The 18,424-nt window shown below is 38.3% G+C and carries 15 protein-coding genes, 1 tRNA gene and 1 pseudogene; 8 read left to right on the top strand and 9 right to left on the bottom strand.

The window, feature by feature from the left end; all coding sequences use genetic code 11:
- Positions 1 to 25: 25 nt before the first annotated feature.
- Positions 26 to 2,725 (bottom strand): CBS domain-containing protein, encoded by a 2,700-nt coding sequence (locus tag ACIR310F_RS0107130; protein WP_028083224.1) that lies wholly within the window; start codon positions 2,723 to 2,725, stop codon positions 26 to 28.
- Between the two features lie 284 nt (positions 2,726 to 3,009).
- Between ACIR310F_RS0107130 and psbZ the strand changes: the two genes are divergently transcribed.
- The 5 genes from psbZ (at position 3,010) to ACIR310F_RS0107105 (ending at position 6,011) form a co-directional block, all read left to right on the top strand.
- Entirely contained in the window at positions 3,010 to 3,198 is a 189-nt protein-coding gene (gene psbZ / locus ACIR310F_RS0107125) for a photosystem II reaction center protein PsbZ (protein ID WP_028083223.1), read from the top strand.
- A gap of 204 nt (positions 3,199 to 3,402) precedes the next feature.
- Positions 3,403 to 3,894 carry a 6,7-dimethyl-8-ribityllumazine synthase gene (gene ribH, locus ACIR310F_RS0107120; protein WP_028083222.1) on the top strand — a complete coding sequence of 164 codons (492 nt, stop codon included), beginning with the start codon at positions 3,403 to 3,405 and terminating at the stop codon, positions 3,892 to 3,894.
- Positions 3,895 to 4,052: 158 nt separating this feature from the next.
- A tRNA-Gly gene (locus ACIR310F_RS0107115) sits at positions 4,053 to 4,124 on the top strand.
- Between the two features lie 209 nt (positions 4,125 to 4,333).
- A complete protein-coding gene (locus ACIR310F_RS0107110; RefSeq protein WP_028083221.1) occupies positions 4,334 to 4,741 on the top strand; it encodes a hypothetical protein in 408 nt (135 codons plus the stop codon).
- Positions 4,742 to 4,745: 4 nt separating this feature from the next.
- Positions 4,746 to 6,011, top strand: a complete 1,266-nt coding sequence (locus tag ACIR310F_RS0107105; protein WP_028083220.1) for a glutamate-5-semialdehyde dehydrogenase — start codon at positions 4,746 to 4,748, stop codon at positions 6,009 to 6,011.
- A 287-nt stretch (positions 6,012 to 6,298) separates the two neighbouring features.
- Here the strand turns inward: ACIR310F_RS0107105 and ACIR310F_RS0107100 are convergent, their stop codons facing one another.
- From ACIR310F_RS0107100 to ACIR310F_RS0107090, 3 genes are all read right to left on the bottom strand, one after another.
- The gene (locus ACIR310F_RS0107100; protein WP_028083219.1) at positions 6,299 to 7,363 is read right to left on the bottom strand and encodes a fatty acid desaturase; all 1,065 of its coding nucleotides are present in this window, start codon (positions 7,361 to 7,363) and stop codon (positions 6,299 to 6,301) included.
- A gap of 154 nt (positions 7,364 to 7,517) precedes the next feature.
- On the bottom strand, positions 7,518 to 8,579 hold the full coding sequence (locus tag ACIR310F_RS0107095; RefSeq protein ID WP_028083218.1) for a fatty acid desaturase: 1,062 nt from the start codon (positions 8,577 to 8,579) through the stop codon (positions 7,518 to 7,520).
- Positions 8,580 to 8,807: 228 nt separating this feature from the next.
- Complete coding sequence (locus tag ACIR310F_RS0107090) at positions 8,808 to 9,623, bottom strand: acyl-CoA desaturase (protein WP_028083217.1); 816 nt, start codon at positions 9,621 to 9,623, stop codon at positions 8,808 to 8,810.
- 86 nt (positions 9,624 to 9,709) lie between these two features.
- Here ACIR310F_RS0107090 and ACIR310F_RS0107085 point away from each other — a divergent pair, with 86 nt between their 5' ends.
- A complete protein-coding gene (locus tag ACIR310F_RS0107085) occupies positions 9,710 to 10,939 on the top strand; it encodes a methionine gamma-lyase family protein (protein ID WP_028083216.1) in 1,230 nt (409 codons plus the stop codon).
- A 40-nt stretch (positions 10,940 to 10,979) separates the two neighbouring features.
- A complete protein-coding gene (locus ACIR310F_RS0107080) occupies positions 10,980 to 11,357 on the top strand; it encodes a GxxExxY protein (RefSeq protein ID WP_028083215.1) in 378 nt (125 codons plus the stop codon).
- 35 nt (positions 11,358 to 11,392) lie between these two features.
- On the opposite strand, the gene ACIR310F_RS0107075 is transcribed toward ACIR310F_RS0107080, so the two are convergent.
- A complete protein-coding gene (locus ACIR310F_RS0107075) occupies positions 11,393 to 12,586 on the bottom strand; it encodes a Coenzyme F420 hydrogenase/dehydrogenase, beta subunit C-terminal domain (RefSeq protein ID WP_028083214.1) in 1,194 nt (397 codons plus the stop codon).
- Between the two features lie 264 nt (positions 12,587 to 12,850).
- On the opposite strand from ACIR310F_RS0107075, the gene ACIR310F_RS27290 reads away from it, so the two are divergent.
- Positions 12,851 to 12,985, top strand: a complete 135-nt coding sequence (locus ACIR310F_RS27290; RefSeq protein ID WP_269208344.1) for a hypothetical protein — start codon at positions 12,851 to 12,853, stop codon at positions 12,983 to 12,985.
- 136 nt (positions 12,986 to 13,121) lie between these two features.
- Here the strand turns inward: ACIR310F_RS27290 and ACIR310F_RS0107065 are convergent, their stop codons facing one another.
- The 4 genes and pseudogenes from ACIR310F_RS0107065 to ACIR310F_RS26695 form a co-directional block, all read right to left on the bottom strand.
- Positions 13,122 to 13,913, bottom strand: a complete 792-nt coding sequence (locus ACIR310F_RS0107065; RefSeq protein WP_028083213.1) for an SDR family NAD(P)-dependent oxidoreductase — start codon at positions 13,911 to 13,913, stop codon at positions 13,122 to 13,124.
- Between the two features lie 57 nt (positions 13,914 to 13,970).
- A complete protein-coding gene (locus ACIR310F_RS0107060; protein ID WP_028083212.1) occupies positions 13,971 to 15,485 on the bottom strand; it encodes a thioester reductase domain-containing protein in 1,515 nt (504 codons plus the stop codon).
- Between the two features lie 2 nt (positions 15,486 to 15,487).
- A complete protein-coding gene (locus ACIR310F_RS0107055; protein ID WP_028083211.1) occupies positions 15,488 to 17,158 on the bottom strand; it encodes a PfaD family polyunsaturated fatty acid/polyketide biosynthesis protein in 1,671 nt (556 codons plus the stop codon).
- A gap of 222 nt (positions 17,159 to 17,380) precedes the next feature.
- Positions 17,381 to 18,424: pseudogene (locus tag ACIR310F_RS26695) on the bottom strand (polyketide synthase); the annotation flags it as partial.

Here is an 18,424-nt window from a genome sequence, read left to right as displayed (position 1 = left end):
ATCAACCTCATATTTTCAATTTTAATTACCCAGGATAATGCTTGGCTAAAAATTCTTGTGCTTGAGCTTTATCCTTAATTATACCATCTACAGTCGCAGTCAATAAATCATCAAGCATTTGCTTATATTGGGGACTAGGTTTATAACCCAATTGTTTTAAATCATTCCCATTTAACAGCGGTTGAATATTTCCCCAATTTGTTAAATATTGCCAAATTCTTCTTCTAATTTTCCGGGGACTTTGTAAAGCAATTAAAATCAAAGTTTGTAAATCATATTTTTTGAGTAAATACACAGTTTGACTGGGTTTTTCAAAAGTGGGTAATAATCTCATTACCTCAGATTGAATTTGAGATAATTTTTCTAATCTGCTAATACTATCATCAGCTAATTGGAGATTTTTAGCAACTTTTTCTCGATATTCTGGCTGTAAATAACCTATTAATACCTCCAGACGCATTTGCCAATTTATTAAAGTTTGTTTTCTGTCAAATTTTCTTAAACAGTGTTTTAATAAATTTAATTGCCGATTAAGTTCTCTATCTAATTTTAGCGTAGGATGAATACATTGTAAAGCCCCTAAATTATTAAGTAATTCTAAAGCTGATTGCCAATAATGTGCTGCTAAAATATACTTTAATTCAGTTTTTAGTCGAGTTTGCAAAGCCGGAGTTTTACTATTTTCTTGACTAGTACGATTATAAACTCCACTATTTATAGCATAACGAATATAAGTTTCTGTTTGGGGTTCTAGGGAAAATCCAAACCGTACCGCAAACCGCACCCCGCGATAAATCCGCGTCGGATCTTCAATAAAACTATTAGCGTGTAAAATTCTAATTTGCTGATTTTTTAAGTCTATAAAACCACCAAAAAAATCTAATAATTCACCTGCACGAGGAGAAGTTAACCGCAAAGCCATAGCATTAATTGTAAAATCTCGACGATATAAATCTTGACGAATGGAACTAGCTTCAACTTCTGGATTTGCTGCTGGATAAGGATAAAACTCGGTTCTGGCTGTGGCAATATCTACCCATAATGAATCTAATAATATATCTTTATGCCATAATAAAGCCGCAGTTTGAAAAGCGCCATGAATTTCTAATCTCGCATTTTTATAAATCTCTTGTAAGGCTTTAGCTAGTTCTACCCCTGCACCGACATTTGCTGTTTTATGAAAACCATCAACTACTAAATCAATATCATTAATCATTAATGTGCGATTTTCTGTTTCTGATAATAGTAAATCTCGCACTGCACCACCAACTAAATAAAGATGCCAGCCTCGTTTTTCTGCTTCTTGAGAAGCGATATTAAGTAATTGCCACAGTTGAGGAGTAAGACGTTTTTCTAATTCATAATTCAGTCGCAAATTCTGATCATAACTTTGGATTTGGGATTGGGGATTTTGAATTGTTAATTGATGCAATTCTCTTAAAACATCGGTGCGGGTGACAATACCAACTAATTGCCCTTGCTCTAATACTGGTAATCTGCCAATATCATAAGTTACCATTAAAGACTCAATTTCTGGTAAAGAAGTATCAGGGTTAATTGTTTTTAAATTACTTGTCATATAACCTTTAACTGGTGCATGACTAAATCCATGATGTAAAGCAATATCTAAATCACGTCGGGAAATAATTCCAATTAATAAATCTTGGTTATTAACTACAGATAAACCTGAATGTCCATAACGTAATAAAATCCTTTGTGCTTCGGCTATTGTAGTTTCCGGGCGAATTGTTCGCACTGGAGAAGACATTAGATCTCTAGCAATAGGAGGGTGGGGAATTTGCCCTTTTAATCCATCTAATAATTGTTGTAAAATTGCTTGGGAATCTGTGGTGCGGAGGTTTAAAGATGCTGCTTGGGAATGTCCACCACCACCATAAGATGTAAATAATTGATTCAGATTTGTTTGGGGAATTTGTGTTCTCCCAATTACTGTTAATCGCCAATCTTCTTCACTTAAAGGATATTCATTTGCTAATAGTAAAGCATCGCTTTCTGTTAAATCAATTATTTCTGAAGCTAAACCCGATAAACCTGGAATAAAACTATCTGTTTTTATTGTCACCCAAGCAATAGTATATCCCCGCAAGCAAAGATATTCTAAGTTTTCCAAAGCTTGACTTAATAACTGTTGTAATTGTGGTGATAAACCAGGATCTCGATAGGTAGAAATAACTGATAAATTTGCTCCTTGCTGCATTAACCAACCTAATGCTAAAGCATCTCTGGCTGTAGATTGTTTATAAGTTAATGAACCTGTATCCACATGAATACCCAAAGCCATTACCGTCGCTTGAGCGGAATTTAAAGAAATATTGCTTTTTTGTAATCTTTCTACCATTAAAGTAGTTGTAGCCCCTACTTCTTCAATGTATGATTCAGTAGAGGGAATGTCTCCCTCCTGTTCGAGATGATGATCATAAATGATGATCTTTTCCACATTAGCTAAATCAAACCAGATAGCTGCTTTACCCAAGCGATCGCGCTTTTGAGTATCTACAATCGTTAAAGAACGAATTTTCTCAGGAATTACTGAACGTCTTTCAATTAACGGATACTCATCACGGTGTAGTGCCAAAAAATCCCTGACAGGAGGATGAGCGCCCCCAGTGAGGACGATTTTACTCCCCGGTTGCAGACAAGTCAACCCTACCGCTGCCCCCAAAGCGTCAAAGTCAGCAGTTGTATGACAAAGAATTAAATCCATATATTTAAAAGTAAGTTAAAAGTGACAGGGGACTCTTAACAGGGAACAAGGAATATAATTTCCATCTTAATCATTTTCCCAATGTCTAATCAGTAGCGGCCAATTTTCCCTTTGAAAAAACAGATTGGAAAATTAGACATGAGCAACTGTTACAAACCCGACGTAAAATATTAATTGATCAGGTGATGCTTTGTGAGTTCAGAAGGTTCGCTGAAAACCACTAAGACTATAAACAGCAGCACACCTGGGGTAAACTAAGATTTCGTTATGTTGGGAAAAACAAAATGACCACAGTATTTCAAATTGCTTTAATATCACTAGTCTTGTTCTCTTTCGTGCTTGTGATTGGTGTACCCGTTGTTTACGCCACTCCTCAAAACTGGGTAGAATCTAAAAAACTGCTCTGGGTTGGGTCTGGAATTTGGGCGGCTTTAGTTGTGTTAGTTGCTATATTAAACTTCTTTGTAGTTTAATTAACTGCTTTAACTATCCACTAACATATACCATACAAACCAGAGGAGCAGAAAGGCCAATACAAAAGGTCAAAATAGAAAAAATGCTCTTAAATGTTCTTTTTCTAGCCGACTTTTTCCTGATTGTGCTTTCCTGCTCTTATATTTTGAAAGCAGAAAAGTATATTGGTTAAGTACCTATTGTAATATTGATTCAGAGGCATTATGGCAGTTTTTGAAGGAAATTTTCAGCAAACCGAGTCTTTGCGCTTTGCATTGATTATCGCTCGCTTTAATGATCTTGTCACCCTGAAACTAGTGGAAGGATGTAAAGACTGCTTAAAACGTCACGGTATCAATCCTGACCCCGAAGGCGAGCAAGTAGACTATGTTTGGGTTCCTGGTAGTTTTGAAGTTCCCAATGTAGCCCGTCAATTAGCAATGTCTGGCCGTTATGATGCCATAATTTGTCTTGGTGCAGTCATCAAAGGACAAACGCCACATTTTGATTATGTATCTGCTGAAGTTTCTAAAGGTATTGCTGCGGCTAGTTTCCAAACAGGAGTACCAGTGATTTTTGGGATTTTGACAACGGATACCATGCAGCAAGCTCTAGAACGGGCAGGAATTAAAAGTAATCACGGTTGGGAATATGCTATGAATGCCATAGAAATGGCCAGTCTCATGCGTCAATTACGCCCGAATTTAGCAAGTTAGTTAGGTAATGGGTATTGGGTAATAGGTAATGGGTAATAAGTAATTTTTTTTCACTAAAAACTAATGACCACTGACCAATGGCACCGGGGAAAAAAATTTTTTAATTTAGGGGTTGACAAACAAGAATAAATCTGGAATAATAAGATTATTGATGAGTTGCGGGTATAGCTCAGTGGTAGAGCGCAACCTTGCCAAGGTTGATGTCGCGCGTTCGAATCGCGTTACCCGCTTTCTAGTTTAGGTTTTTATATTAAAATAAAACTAACTGATTTTCCATATCTATCAAATTGATATGTCATGGATTTTTAGGTTAGGAGCTTTAATAGTAGGCTTTATGGGCTACTTCAGCTTCTAGGAGTAATTTTAGGTTTCCTCATACTGATTTTTGGAAAAAGTAGGGAATAATGTAAGAAAACCGCTCAAGTTATTTACCTCGCTTGTGCAACCTCAAAAACCAGATAAAATAGACCTAAACACGGAATACGCTTGTCCTTGTCGTCGCAAGGGACAGTTAATTCCCATCACGTTGACAGAAGCCTTTGGATGCGATCGCTGTCAGCATATTTTTGTAGTAGAAGAAAATGGGTATGTGTTAGAACAACTGTCTACAACTTATCCTTATAAGCGGGCTTGGCGCTGGAAAGGAAACAGTTGGCACGTTGTTCAACCTCCCTTAAAACGAAGCTATTTACCAATAGCGTTAGGGATTATTTTTGTGTTAGTCATTATATGGCTACCATTAGCACTGCGATTAGCTAATAGTTCCAGCATCCTCGCTTGGGCAATGGTAGCAGTGTTATTGGCAATTCTACCAGTGCTAATGATCTGGCTTACTTACAGACGTTAACCCCATGACAGATGAAGTGATTGATGATTACCCTGAACCCATGACAAGTGCTGAACGCGCTTTTCAAGCTTCTCTGAAATTGGGAATTACCAAGGGGACAGACAGGAGTCGGGCTGTGTTAGCAATGGCACAAGCCATAGAACAGGATTTTGATGAAATTCTCGAAGCTAATACCTTGGATTTAGAAACAAGTCGAGAAATGGCAGTTCCAGAATTAATTTTGGACTGGTTGAGACTAACCCCCTCCAGGTTGGAGAATGCAGTTAAGATTCTGCAACGGTTGGGGGAATTATCTGATCCTTTGCGACGAGTCCGAACTGCTGATTATCAGCAGGAAGACTCCCAAAGTTATACCCAGTTAATGCCTCTAGGGGTGATTGCTTTTATTTATGAAGCTTTCCCAGATTTAGGGGCAATTGCGGCTGGTTTTTGTCTGAAAACTGGTAATAGTATTATTCTCAAAGGGAGTACAGAAGCTAGTCATTCTAATAAAGCGATTGCTAATGCAGTACAAACAGCTATTACCAAAGTCGGTTTACCAGCAGGGTGTGTAGAATTAATTACTGCTGAACATGGCGCATCTGTGCGAGATTTAGTTACTCAAGACCAGTATTTAAGTTTAGTGATTCCTTATGGACGTACTAGTTTAATTCAACAAGTAGTTAGACAGGCAACTTGTCCAGTTCTCAAGTCAGCCATGGGTAATTGTTACCTGTATTGGTCTGTCAATAGTAGCTTAGAAATGGTACGTTGGATGATTATAGATAGCCATGAAAGCGAACCAGATCCAGTAAATGCCATTGAAAAAGTTTTAATTCATCGTCAAGCTTTACCATCTTCCTTATCAGTGCTATGGAGTAGCTTAAAAGAAAAAGGTTTTGAACTTAAAGGAGATGCAGAATTAGTTGCGGCTTTTCCGCAATTGCAACTAGTCAAAGATGAAGAATGGGGAACACCTTATTTAACAAAAACAGTGACCTTTAAATTGGTAGATAGTTTAGAAAGTGCGATCGCTTGGATTAACCAATATAGTAGTAGTCATGCTGATAGTATTGTCACCGAATCCTATCAAGAAAGTCGCCAATTTGCATTAGGAGTAAATAGTGCCTCCACCTATATTAATGCTTCCCCTCGTTTTTCCCGTCATTCCTCACGAGGAGAAGCTGTATTTTTAGGAATGTCCAATCAAAAAGGACATAGAAGGGGATTTATTAGTTTAGAAACTTTAACAACAGTGAAGCATATTATTCAAGGGAATGGACGCTTTTAATAGTCAGTTGTGAGAAATAAAACTGTTATATATTTTTAATGTTCATTAAAGATATGCAGCTATTTTTCACAATAGGTACAACTTTGTAAACAGACTTCTTCACATCTACTTTTAGGAGGAATTGGATCTGGGATCACATATCGTTTAGGATTGCCATAGCAGAGATTTTTCATTTTGTCTTAATCAGTCCAGTCACTGAGATTGAAGTAACCGGACTGATTTGTGAAAGCTTTAATTCAGTCCTTTATTCTCGTGGACTCTGGACTTAACTGATTTTACTTGACATTCTAATTTTTAGAAGTGTAGTAAACCTTACTTCCTGTATCGGGAACAAAATGACAACCAATAGCAGAATTCCATAAAGACTTCCAAATTGGTTCTTTTGATTCGTGAAAATACTCACCCATAATTGGTTTAATTGCTTTAGTAGCTTTCAACAAATTGTAGTGAGGCATATTTAAGAAAATATGATGGGCTACATGAGTACCGATATCATGATGAATGTGGTTAAAAATACCATAATCCCTATCAACACTAGAAATTGCCCCTTTCAGGAAAGTCCATTCTTCCCCACGATACCAAGGAATTCCCGGTTCAGTATGGTGTAAAAAAGTCACCAAATCCAGCCAAATGATAAAGACAATGTAAGGTCCAGCGTAGTATTTCAACAACCACATCCAACCATATTGATAGGTCAGAAAACCTAGTAAAGCTACCATACTAATCCAAAGCGTGGTACTAGTGATAATGTCCCACTTCTCCGAGGGTTTAAACAGTGGACTGCTAGGAGAAAAGTGAGAACCTTCTTTACCGGGAGAACGCTTAAACAGATACACTGGATAAGCCAATAAGAACACATAAAAACGCCCTATTTTTTGCAATAAAGGCATCTCATTGTACTCTGATTCAGAGACAGGATACCAGCTTTCATCATTTTCCAAGCTGCCTGTATTTTTGTGGTGAGTTCTGTGGCTAATTCTCCAACCATGATAAGGAACGAGAATAGGAGTATGGGAGAGATGACCAACCAAATCATTCAACCATTTATGCTTAGAAAAAGATTGGTGTCCGCAGTCATGTCCAACTACAAATAAAGCCCAAAACATAGTTCCTTGCATTAACCAGAAAACCGGCCAAAAATACCAAGAATCTAGATAATTAGCCACTGCATATAGCAGCCCAATAATTAGAACATCACGAAAGAAATAATAGAGTGATTTAGTCACATTAGGCTGAAAACATTCAGCGGGAATAGCAGCTTTTAAATCTTGAAGAGTAAAGGGTAATTTTTCTTGACCTTCAAAAGATTCGGGACTAGGTTTTTGATTGAACTGGATTGTATCTAATTGCACTAGGTTAGTTGATTGATTGTAAATTAGAAATTAATCCAGAGGTTATATTTAGTTACCTCTGGAAGTTAGACTTGGGAATATTGGCTGAGAAAATTGGTGATGAAACCAGAAGTAATTAATTCATACGTCAGAGTTCATACCCAATATTAATATTTTATGATCTTTCTGCACGATATTCATCAAAAGTGACATAACCAATATCAGTTTTATATAGTTGACATTGATTAGTGATTTCCTTCATCAAATCCCAGGAGAACTTATATTCTTCATGGAGATAAGGACTCCAATTTTCCTTGATACTGCTATAAGCTAACCGTAAATTATAGGAAGGGATAGCAGTAGAAATATGATGGGGAACATGAACATTAATATCGTGGCAAAGAACTTCTACCCAGCGAGGATAATCACAATGAATTGTGCCAAATAGCTGTGCTAAGGCCTCATTCCATTTGTCAGCAGTGCTAAAAGGAACATCGGGAAGGGTGTGGTGAACAATAGTAAAGGTACTCATCCAAAAATGGTAAACCATCCAGGGAATAAACCAGAATTTAATAAATCCCCAAACACCAGTTGTAATAATTAAAGTTGGGAAAACAATAGCCGCAAATAAAGCTACCACAGCCACAGAAAGTTTAACACTAGCTTGGTCTTTTTTCTGGAAATTGCGCCAATCAAAATGGACAACAGCCCAATGTCCAATAGAACCTACCCACCAAAGACGTTGACGCAGGAACAACTCAAAAGCGGACTGTCTATTTTTAGACCAATTTGTAAAAATTTCCGTTCTAATGGGATGCCAGGCGTTATCTTCATCTAGCTTGTTAGTATGTTTATGGTGATGATTATGTTTAATCCGCCAACTGTGAAAGGGGTAAATGAGGAACATCATGAAGAAATGTCCGACTAAATCATTTACCCAGCGACGTTTCGCAAAGGAACGATGACCACAATCATGACCAATCACAAAAAAACCTGTTAAGGCCGTTCCTGTAAAAATCCAAGCTAGGGGTAAAAGAAACCAGGGGGAAATGGCTAAAAAATAATAGCCTAGTGCAGCCATAGATAAGCTGATAATTACAGTTGTCCACGCTTTGCGACTATTTTTCTGAAAACATTCCTTGGGGAGACTTTTGATAATATGTTTGAGTTTGATTTGGTCTTTACCAAGGTCTGTGGAGACCGCTATTTCCTGACTTTTAATGATTGATGTAGTCATGAATACCTGAAAAACAACAGAATGCCACACAAGATTACTAAGAAAAGTAACTTGCTGCAAAGTTTTGTAACATTAATTTCTGAGATTATAGCAACTTAACAATCATTTAGGATAGTGATTGAGAAATTAAAAATTTCCGATCAAAAATTGCCGCAGTTGCACGCAAAAAGCCAATAGTCTCAAGCCAAAATGACTATAAAACTATTGACTTTGGGCATAAAATCTGTATTATGCTTTTTTGGTTGCCAGCTTCACATTTGTAGCTAGACCGAGTAATTGTAATAACTGAATGGTCATCCAAGTCAGATCAATTTCCCACCATTCTAAACCATGACGGGCGGAGTATTGAAAAGCGTGGTGATTATTGTGCCAACCTTCGCCAAAGACGAGGATAGCAACCCACCAACAGTTAGTTGATTTGTCCCCGGAGTCATAAGTGCGGTAGCCAAACTTATGAGTAGCACTATTTACTAACCAGGTACAGTGATAAACCCAGATAATGCGGACAAAAATTCCCCAGACCACCATTGGCCAGCCACCTAAGAAGTATAGGACCAAGCCCAAAGCAATTTGTAAGAAAATGAAATATTTCTGTAAAAACTGATAAACTGGGTCATCGATAATGTCTTTAGTGAAGCGAGGAACTTGATCGTGAGCGGGGGCGAAATGAATCATCCAACCCATATGACTCCACCAGAAACCTTGATTTGAATCATGGGGATCAGATTCAGTATCAGAATGTAAGTGGTGAATGCGGTGTGTTCCCACCCATTCAATGGGACCACCTTCACAGGATAGTGTCCCAAAAATTACTAGGAGATACTCTAGCCACTTGGGTGTTTGAAAACTGCGGTGAGTGACAAGACGGTGATATCCCAAAGTAATACCTAAACCCCCAGTCACCCAGTAAAGCAATAAAGCAACACCAACTGCATTCCAGCTAAAATTGCTAGGAACTAGAGCAAACAGAGCGCCGACGTGTAATGCAATGAAAAATAGGGTATTAACCCAATTAATGTGAGGTTTAGAAGTAGCAATTGTCATGCAGTAACCTGAATAGAAATTGTTCAGCCTAGTCTGCGCGATCCTAAAATCCGCATATCTATTTTATTTTTTTCAATGAGGAAATGATGAACAGCTTTGAACAGCTGCGGGAAGCAGAACAGGCACTATTAGAAATTTTTTCCGCTATTGACACTCAGGTCAAGCATAATCTAAAAAGAGTATTAGATGCCTTTCGTGATCATCGAGTGGGAGCGCACCATTTTGCGGGCGTGAGTGGCTACGGACACGATGATTTAGGAAGAGAAACCTTAGATCAAGTTTTTGCCCAAGTAATGGGTGCTGAAGCTGCGGTGGTGCGAGTGCAGTTTGTTTCGGGAACTCATGCGATCGCTTGTGCGCTGTATGGCGTACTTCGTCCTGGGGATGAAATGTTAGCAGTGGTTGGTTCTCCCTACGATACATTGGAAGAGGTGATTGGCTTGAGAGGACAAGGCCAAGGCTCTCTTCTTGATTTTGGCATAAAATACCGCCAATTAGAACTAACCCAACAAGGAAAAATAGATTGGCAAAACTTAGCGACTAGCATTACCGACAACACAAAGTTAGTATTGATTCAACGGTCTTGCGGATATTCATGGCGGCCAAGCCTTTCTATTGCTGACATAGAAAAAATTGTTTACATAGTCAAACAGCAAAATCCCCACACCATTTGCTTTGTAGACAACTGCTACGGCGAATTTATAGAAACCCAAGAACCAACCCATATTGGTGCCGACCTCATAGCCGGGTCATTGATCAAAAATCCTGGGGGTACAGTCGTGAGTGCTGGTGGTTACATAGCTGGACGCGCTGACTTAGTAGAAGCAGCAGCTTGTAGACTGACAGCCCCTGGGATTGGTAGCCAAGGGGGGGCCACCTTTGATCAAAACCGCCTCTTATTCCAAGGATTATTTTTAGCACCGCAGATGGTAGGGGAAGCCATGAAAGGAACATACCTGACGGGTTATGTATTTGACAAACTGGGATATCCAGTCAACCCCCCACCATTAGCGCCCAGAGGAGACGTAATTCAAGCCATTAAACTTGGTTCAGCCAAAAAACTCATCGCCTTCTGCAAAGCCATACAGCAGCATTCACCCATCGGCTCTTATCTCAACCCCATACCCGACGATATGCCAGGCTACGAAAGCCAAGTAGTCATGGCTGGAGGGACATTTATCGAAGGGAGTACCTTGGAACTATCAGCAGATGGACCATTGCGAGAACCTTATATCGTCTATTGCCAAGGCGGTACACATTGGACTCATGTATCTATTGCTTTACAAGCGGCCATTGAGGCAGTAGGGACTTTATGAGGTAATATTTTTGCACGCAGAGACGCAGAGGCGCAGAGAAATGATTGAGAATGAGATTTCGGGAGTTATTGTTGATGTGGCTTACAAGATTCACACTACTTTGGGACCTGGTTTGTTGGAGTCGGTATATGAGACGGTGATGGATGTTGAATTGAGAAGGCGAAAGTTGGAGGTGAGAAGACAGGTAATTATTCCCATCATCTATGATGGTGTGGTTTTGGAGGAAGGTTTCCGGGCTGATTTGATAGTTGAAGACAAGGTGATTGTCGAACTCAAATCAGTGGAAAATCTCCATCCTGTACATAAAAAGCAGCTATTAACCTATCTACGTCTTGCTGATAAAAAAGTCGGACTACTAATCAACTTTAACGTCCCACTCATCAAAGACGGTATCACACGCATAGTCAACAAACTCTAAAAACTCTCCGCGCCTCTGCGCCTCTGCGTGAGCCATCATTTCGGTAACTTATACTGTCCCACTATCCGCTTCGCAAACTCCGGTACGTGCGCTGCTAATTTCTCTCCATGATTCCGCTTTACATACAAATAATTTCTCGCAAAGTGGGAATCTATGGAAAATCTCGCATATTCGAGTCCTTTTGGTCCGATTTTATCTATGACGACTCCCATTAGTTTCGCAGCCCAGATGGGTAAGGTAACTGCTTGATCATAAGCTGGGATGCTTTGCTGTACTGCTGGTTTGCGGTTTCCTTGGGATATGACGGGTTGGGTATCCAATTGGTCTTTAACGAGTTCTAACATTTCTTTGCCTGTATCGTTTCTGACTACTATCCATTGCCATTTGTAAGGTGCGCCCATATACCCAACGACTATATCGGCTAGGGAGTTAACGTAATCAAAGCAACTCATACATGATGGGGCGAAAATGTCTTTAAGCACGTTTGTTTTTAAGCCAAAGAAGGGTACTGTCTCTTCTGAGCCGTCTTGGTGTTTGAAGTGGACTCGGAAGTCTTGCATAAATTCGTAGCTGACGACTGTTTGCGGGGAACGGCTGGTGGTTTCTAGAAATTTTTGCAGTCCGGCGCGGGTAACGTTATCTACGCAGGGTGTTCCCAGTACATAGAGTTTTTCTAGGCCTAGTTTTTTCTCTACGGCGCGTAATGCTTGGATTTGACAACCTACTCCAATGATTAATAACCGTTTCATTCCCGATTTTTCTATCTGTTCTAATACGGACAGGTTGGGGGATAATGTGGGTTTATTAACTTTGGCAGCTAGTATTTCTTCTGGAGTGCGGGCTATTATGGGCATGGGTTGAAAGCGGTCTTCTTTGCTGTTTTGGACACAAACTACGCCTTCAACTAAGCCACGATTGAGCATTTCTATGGCTATGCTGCTTACTATTCCTGTCCATTGTGCGCCTTCGATGGGTTCTTGTTTTCTGGCGGACATCATTTCTTGATGAACTCCAAAGTAGAGTTCGTTTTCGTCTTCTAAGTTGCGGGGACGGTTATGGGTGCTGGTTTCTAGTTCGTCTATTCTTTGGGTAATGAAGGCGCACGCTTCTTTAACGTAGTGGATGTAGTAAGTGTCGCATAGTCCGCATTCGCTACAGAGTTCTTTGGCGGGGCGCACGCTTCCGGGTTTGAGGGCTTTGGCTTTTTTGTGGGATTCTATGGATGTCATCTATTTTGTTTATTTTTACTAAATATGGCTTTTATTACCTTACCGTTTGGGGATGTGAAGTGGCCGTTTAAGGTTGGATAAGAGGATTTTTTCACGCAGAGACGCAGAGACGCAAAGAAGAGCACGGAAGGAATTTGGATGGGTAGGTAAGATGTAGTTTTTATTAATAACCCTTCGGTTAATTTATCTAGGGTTTTTTTATGTGTTTATCCCACACTTTTGATTTCTCTCTGCGCCTGGAGCGCCTCTGCGTGAGACAAAAAAATGATTACTGATGATGATTATCGTCTTGGTATGATTTTTGATGGTCAAAGATTAATTTTTGAAAGAGTTTTACACCGTCAAGAAATTTATCGTTATTTTACTAAGAGGCAAGTTTTGCTACCGACGGTTCTGTGAATTTGAGTGAGTACGCAAATAATATTTCTATTTGGATTTAAAATAAGACTTACTCAAAACAGCAATAAAGTAGAGGTAATTCATGAATTACCCCTACCAAATAATCAGATTTTCAGTGCTTTTGCATTGTCTTTAATTATTTATTTTCTTGCATACTTCTGACAATTTTTGTTACCATTTTCCTGGGTATAAAGCGAATACATTTTGCCATTAATTTATTAACAAAACCAGGAATAATAATTGTTTTTCCCTGAATTAAACCATCATAACCAATTTGGGCTACAGTTTCCGCATCCATCATTTTTTTGCGTTTTAGTAGTTTAGAATCTGCCATTCCTGTTCTTTCATGAAATGCAGATGCAGTTGAACCTGGACAAAGAACAGTTACAGTTATACCTGTACCTTCTAACTCATTGGCAATAGCTTCTGAAAAAGATAAAATATAAGCTTTTGTTGCAAAATAAACCGCCATTAATGGACCTGGTTGAAATGCAGCAGCAGAAGCAACATTAAGAATTTTACCATGACGTTGTTTAACCATTTCTCTAAGAAATAATTTGGTTAAATGGGTAAGACAAACCAAATTTACCTGCAACATTTCTAGTTCAGTATTGAGGTTGGTTTCATAAAATAATCCATGATTACCAAAACCTGCATTATTGACTAAGATATCAACTTTAATCCCAACTTGTTGTAATTCTGTAAAAATTTCTTCGGGAGATGTGGATCTAGATAAATCTTTGGTAATGGGTTTAACAAAAATCCCAAACTCCTCTGCCAGTTCAACAGCTATTATTTGCAGTTTTTCTCCTAACCTATCTACTAATACAAGATTGTAATTCTCATGAGCAAAAATCCGGGCTAACTGATAGCCAATACCACTAGCTGAACCAGTAATTAAAACAGTTTCCCGACATTTTATGTTCATTTTTTAAGAAGTCAATTACATTAATAAAATAGGCACAGGTAAACTGTGCCAAAAGAATTAGACAAGACTTAAAAAACCAGTTTGCACTAGGTAAGATGTGTAAGTCATCAACAATTGAGAATCAATAGCAGGACAAACAATAGAACTGCCTTTTAATGCTTCTAGAGTTTTTTCACAACTAATAATTGGTCTTCTAGCTTGTAAATACAAATCGGGAATAGTGATTTGTTCATCTGACCAACGTTCTAACAAAAATGGCCGCAAAGTATATAAAGGATTGTCTGGAGAGGTGACATTATTAATTAATTCTGCTTGCCATTCTTGGTATGGAATCATCTTTAATGAAAACCCAAAAGAACGCACCCAATCAACTAAAGATATTAAAGAAGCGGGTTGAGGATGTTGTAAATGGAAAGCTTTACCTACAGATGTTTCTTGTCGAGAAAGATAAACAACAGATTTGCTGACATAATCAACGGGAGACATATCTAACATATAATCTACATCGGGAAAAGAACCCATTTGCAGACAACCTTTAATCATTAAATTGATGAAATCATGGGTATTACAAATTCCGGTTTTGCTATCTCCAGAAATTAAAGGAGGTCTGTAGATAGTAATAGGTAATCCTCGACTACCAGCGATTTTGACTAACTTTTCTGCCACCCATTTAGTTTGGGAATAACCGAGAAAAATACCTTCCCAGTCATCAAAATCATCATTTTCTTTAACCAGTTTACCTGCATAAGCACTAGACTCAAAAACAGCAACACTAGAAACATAATGAAATGGTTTAACTTTGGTTTGACAAGCTAAACGTAAAATTTCCTGTGTACCCAAAACATTCGCTGTTTTTAGTGCCGAGTAAGGATAAACATAATTCAGTAAAGCTGCACTATGATAAATAGTATCTATATTAGCAGCTAGATGTTGAAATTGTTCTGGGTCAATACCCAAATGTGGCTGTGATAAATCACCAATAATGGGGATAATGCGGTGACTATATTTATCTTGCCAAATTCCATATTGTTGCAAATTATTTTCTAGTTTGCTTTTCCCCTCTTCCACATTACTAGCACGCACTAAACAATAAAGAATTGCTTCACTAACTTCTAGTAATTCCTTGATAACGAAAGCACCTAAATAACCTGTTCCTCCGGTTAAAAAGATATTTTTGGGGTGAGAAACAAAAACCGTATTACCTACGGGTTGAATGCTGGGGTCTAGGACAGCTTCCGCAGCTAAATCTAGGAAAGGGGGAGCAAAATTAACAGCAGAATTTGTACCTGAAGCTGCATCTTTTCCTGGAGAATCATCACTTGCTTCCTCTGACAACCGCTGAGAAAGGGCAGCAATGTTGGGATAATGCCAAAGGAGAACGGGAGACGGTTTAAATCCTAATAATTGCTCCAATTTACTAATAATAATCATGGCTTGAGCAGAATCTAAACCATAACTTTCTAAGTTTTCGTGAACATCAATTTCTGCGGTTGTAACTCCAATAACTTCCGCAAGATTGGAAGCTAGAAATGTTTGAATACTTTCAGCAGTATAAGACTGTTTAAAATTCATTTTTACTTCTCCAATATAGAAGGAATTGGTTGATATTGACTGTAATAAGGAGGCATTTGCAAACCCTGAATTTTCAAACTATGGGTACGATATAAAAATCCAGTTCCCTTCATAATTTGGTTAGCAACATCAACAACATGACGTTGATTAGCTTCTGATAAATATGAACCACGCACCCAGTCATTAAAGCCACCCATAGCTGGTCCGCACCAAATTTGATAATCAACTTCCCGACCTTTTTCACCAGTGCTAGACCAGCGGGAAGATAACCCTAAATACCATCTAAAAATTAAGGCCATTTTCAGTTTAGGATTATTAACAGCTTTACCCAATTTTTCAGGATTTTTTTGGGATAAATAAGCGGCTGTACCTTCCCAAACTTCGGCAATACTTTTCCGAAAAATTTGTTTTTCTAACTTTTCTTTTTCGGCTTTGGGAATATGTTCAATAGAGTCATAATTGCGGTATAATTCATAAAGTTTTTGCGCTCGCATGGGGAACATTGTCCCCCGTTTGAGAACTTGTAATTTCACTCCCATTTCAAACATATCGGCTGCGGGAGCCATGATCATATCTGCCATTTCTGCTTGTGCTAATAACTTTTTAGTATGTTCACAAGCACCAGATTCAACACAAGATTGATTAATTGAACCAGTCACTATATAAGCAGCACCCATTATAAAACCAGCTAATGCTGATTCTGGTGTGCCAATGCCTCCAGCGACTCCAATTCTAATAGGAACTGAGTAATTATATTGCGCTTGAATTTCATCTCTGAGCGCAATAATTGAAGGTAATAAACATACTAAAGGACGATTATCAGTGTGACCTCCAGAATCAGCTTCAACGGTAATATCATCAGCCATTGGTACTTGGCTGGCCAAATTTGCCTGTAGTTCGGTAATTAATCCTTGCTGAAGTAATTCTTTGATAATTCTCGCGGGTGCTGGTTGCAAAAATTTAGTTGCAACTTCTCGACGGGAAATTTTAGCAATGACCTTATTTCTGATATCAATTTGATTGGCTGCATTCAATCTTAACCCAGCAACTCGATAATAAACAATATTAGGAGTTAAGTCTAAAAATGCAGATGCTTCTACCGTTCTCACACCATATTTTAGATATAAATCTACAGCGCGACGCTCAATAGCTGGTTCATTGGGACTGTGAATTAAATTGAAAGCATAGGGTCCATTTGGTAAGGCTTGTTGAATAGAATTAATGGCGGATTCTAAACGTTCTGGAAGTAAGCCACCAGCACCAAAAGAGCTTAAAATCTTCTCTTTTCCTAATGCAATTACCATCTTTTCAGAAGCAATACCACCAGCCATTGCTCCCGTCATATAGGCGTATTTTACACCATAAGCAGTAAGAAAACTAGAATCACCAAGTTGTTGTAAACGTAGAGGTGGCAGTGAGATCAAAAGTTCTGGTTGTCCAGATAAACTATTATCATTAGGTGCTAAATAACCATCATTAGTAACACCAATTCTCCCTGCTATTTTGATAATATGACAAGGTTGATCTAATGTTAATAGTTTATCTTTGATGGCATTTTTTTCAAAGCTAATACAATCTAATGAACCTTTCCAAATTTGGTTTTGATGATGATTCCAGCCGAAAAAACCAAGTCCATTATCATGTTGATTTCGTACCGTCTCGATTGTTTTCACGGTAGTTGTTCCTCAATGTATAAGCAAAGGATTTAAAATGAAGAATTTAGTTCACGCAGAGACGCAGAGGCACAGAGAAAGAGCATTAATCTTTTTACGTCTAGGTGTAATTTTCAGGCTATTTCTGAATACAGTTCAGTTAAGCATTTTTTTATTTCCTCTGTGTCCTCTGTGCCTCTGTGGTTTGTTAAAAAAAGAGCTTTACGCTTAACACTAAGTGGATTATTTCTCTTCGTTGAGTAGGTTTTGAGCGCAAGCTAATTGTAATCGGATAATTTCGCTCATTTGCTGACTAAAATCTTGTCTAGCTGCTAAGAAATTTGTGTGCGTTTTAGTTAGTTTGGCGGTGTTGTTACTGAGTTTTTTGTACTGAGAAATCTTTAAATCATTCATGCTAATTTTTTCAGTAGGTTCTTGGTTTATGTTTGGCTTTAAGATTTTTGTTGACTCAAAGAATTTTAGTTTCTTTGACAATTCTAAACCGTTCTCCATGATAGTTTTCATGGATTTTTTTTCTGGTTTGGGTTTAGGTTTGGGGTAAATCTCTGTGGGCGCTATTTTCTCCGCTGTCTGTAGGGAATTGATGATTTTATACTCTTGATTAAGAGAAATTTTTTGCTTTTGGTTATTAGCAAAAATTTGGCTATTTTCTGCATTCAAAATTGCAGAAGTCATGGAATTACCACCTAATGTAACTTTCCTCAGTGTTAATTTATTCTGTTTCTTATTCTCTGAGGATAAGTCATATAAAGGAGCTAGATTTAATTTTACTTGATGACTTAATAGTTTAGCTAAGGCTTTAATTAGGGAACTATGATCATCTGTACCACGTCGGTTTAGGGATACGGTAATATGTTCTTGATTACCAAGATTTTTACTTATCCAACGCGAACAAATACCACCAGCACCAGCTTCGATAAAGATTTTTGCTCCGTCTGCATAAACACGATTAACTAAGCGCGGAAAGTCGAGTTGTTGACATAATCCTGTGGCAATATTGTGAGCAATTTGTTGACTCTCAAGTTCAATTGATTGATATTTAGCAGCGGAATAAAACTTAATTCCCGGTATTTTTTGTGCTGGTAAAGTGTATAATTTTTCCAGTTCTTGAGATTCTGATTGCATTGCTTGACAATGAATCACATGATCGAAAGGAGCGGGAAAAGCATGACAACCGAGGGTTTTAATAACTCGGTTACAAGCTGCTGGTTCACCAGCAATTAATACTTCTTCTGCTGTATTAATTTGTGTTAAATAAACGCGAGT

The organism is Dolichospermum circinale AWQC310F (genome assembly GCF_000426925.1).
GTDB lineage: Bacteria > Cyanobacteriota > Cyanobacteriia > Cyanobacteriales > Nostocaceae > Dolichospermum > Dolichospermum circinale.
The sequence above is the reverse complement of the archived record's forward strand: the minus strand, read 5'-3'. Positions and strand labels throughout refer to the sequence as shown.

What these genes read in the sequence shown, in the direction of transcription:
- ACIR310F_RS0107130 (WP_028083224.1), bottom strand. Translation starts at nt 2,725, where the DNA reads ATGGATTTAATTCTTTGTCATACAACTGCTGACTTTGACGCTTTGGGG.
- psbZ (WP_028083223.1), top strand. Translation starts at nt 3,010, where the DNA reads ATGACCACAGTATTTCAAATTGCTTTAATATCACTAGTCTTGTTCTCT.
- ribH (WP_028083222.1), top strand. Translation starts at nt 3,403, where the DNA reads ATGGCAGTTTTTGAAGGAAATTTTCAGCAAACCGAGTCTTTGCGCTTT.
- ACIR310F_RS0107105 (WP_028083220.1), top strand. Translation starts at nt 4,746, where the DNA reads ATGACAGATGAAGTGATTGATGATTACCCTGAACCCATGACAAGTGCT.
- ACIR310F_RS0107095 (WP_028083218.1), bottom strand. Translation starts at nt 8,579, where the DNA reads ATGACTACATCAATCATTAAAAGTCAGGAAATAGCGGTCTCCACAGAC.
- ACIR310F_RS0107090 (WP_028083217.1), bottom strand. Translation starts at nt 9,623, where the DNA reads ATGACAATTGCTACTTCTAAACCTCACATTAATTGGGTTAATACCCTA.
- ACIR310F_RS0107085 (WP_028083216.1), top strand. Translation starts at nt 9,710, where the DNA reads ATGAACAGCTTTGAACAGCTGCGGGAAGCAGAACAGGCACTATTAGAA.
- ACIR310F_RS0107080 (WP_028083215.1), top strand. Translation starts at nt 10,980, where the DNA reads ATGATTGAGAATGAGATTTCGGGAGTTATTGTTGATGTGGCTTACAAG.
- ACIR310F_RS0107075 (WP_028083214.1), bottom strand. Translation starts at nt 12,586, where the DNA reads ATGACATCCATAGAATCCCACAAAAAAGCCAAAGCCCTCAAACCCGGA.
- ACIR310F_RS27290 (WP_269208344.1), top strand. Translation starts at nt 12,851, where the DNA reads ATGATTACTGATGATGATTATCGTCTTGGTATGATTTTTGATGGTCAA.
- ACIR310F_RS0107065 (WP_028083213.1), bottom strand. Translation starts at nt 13,913, where the DNA reads ATGAACATAAAATGTCGGGAAACTGTTTTAATTACTGGTTCAGCTAGT.
- ACIR310F_RS0107060 (WP_028083212.1), bottom strand. Translation starts at nt 15,485, where the DNA reads ATGAATTTTAAACAGTCTTATACTGCTGAAAGTATTCAAACATTTCTA.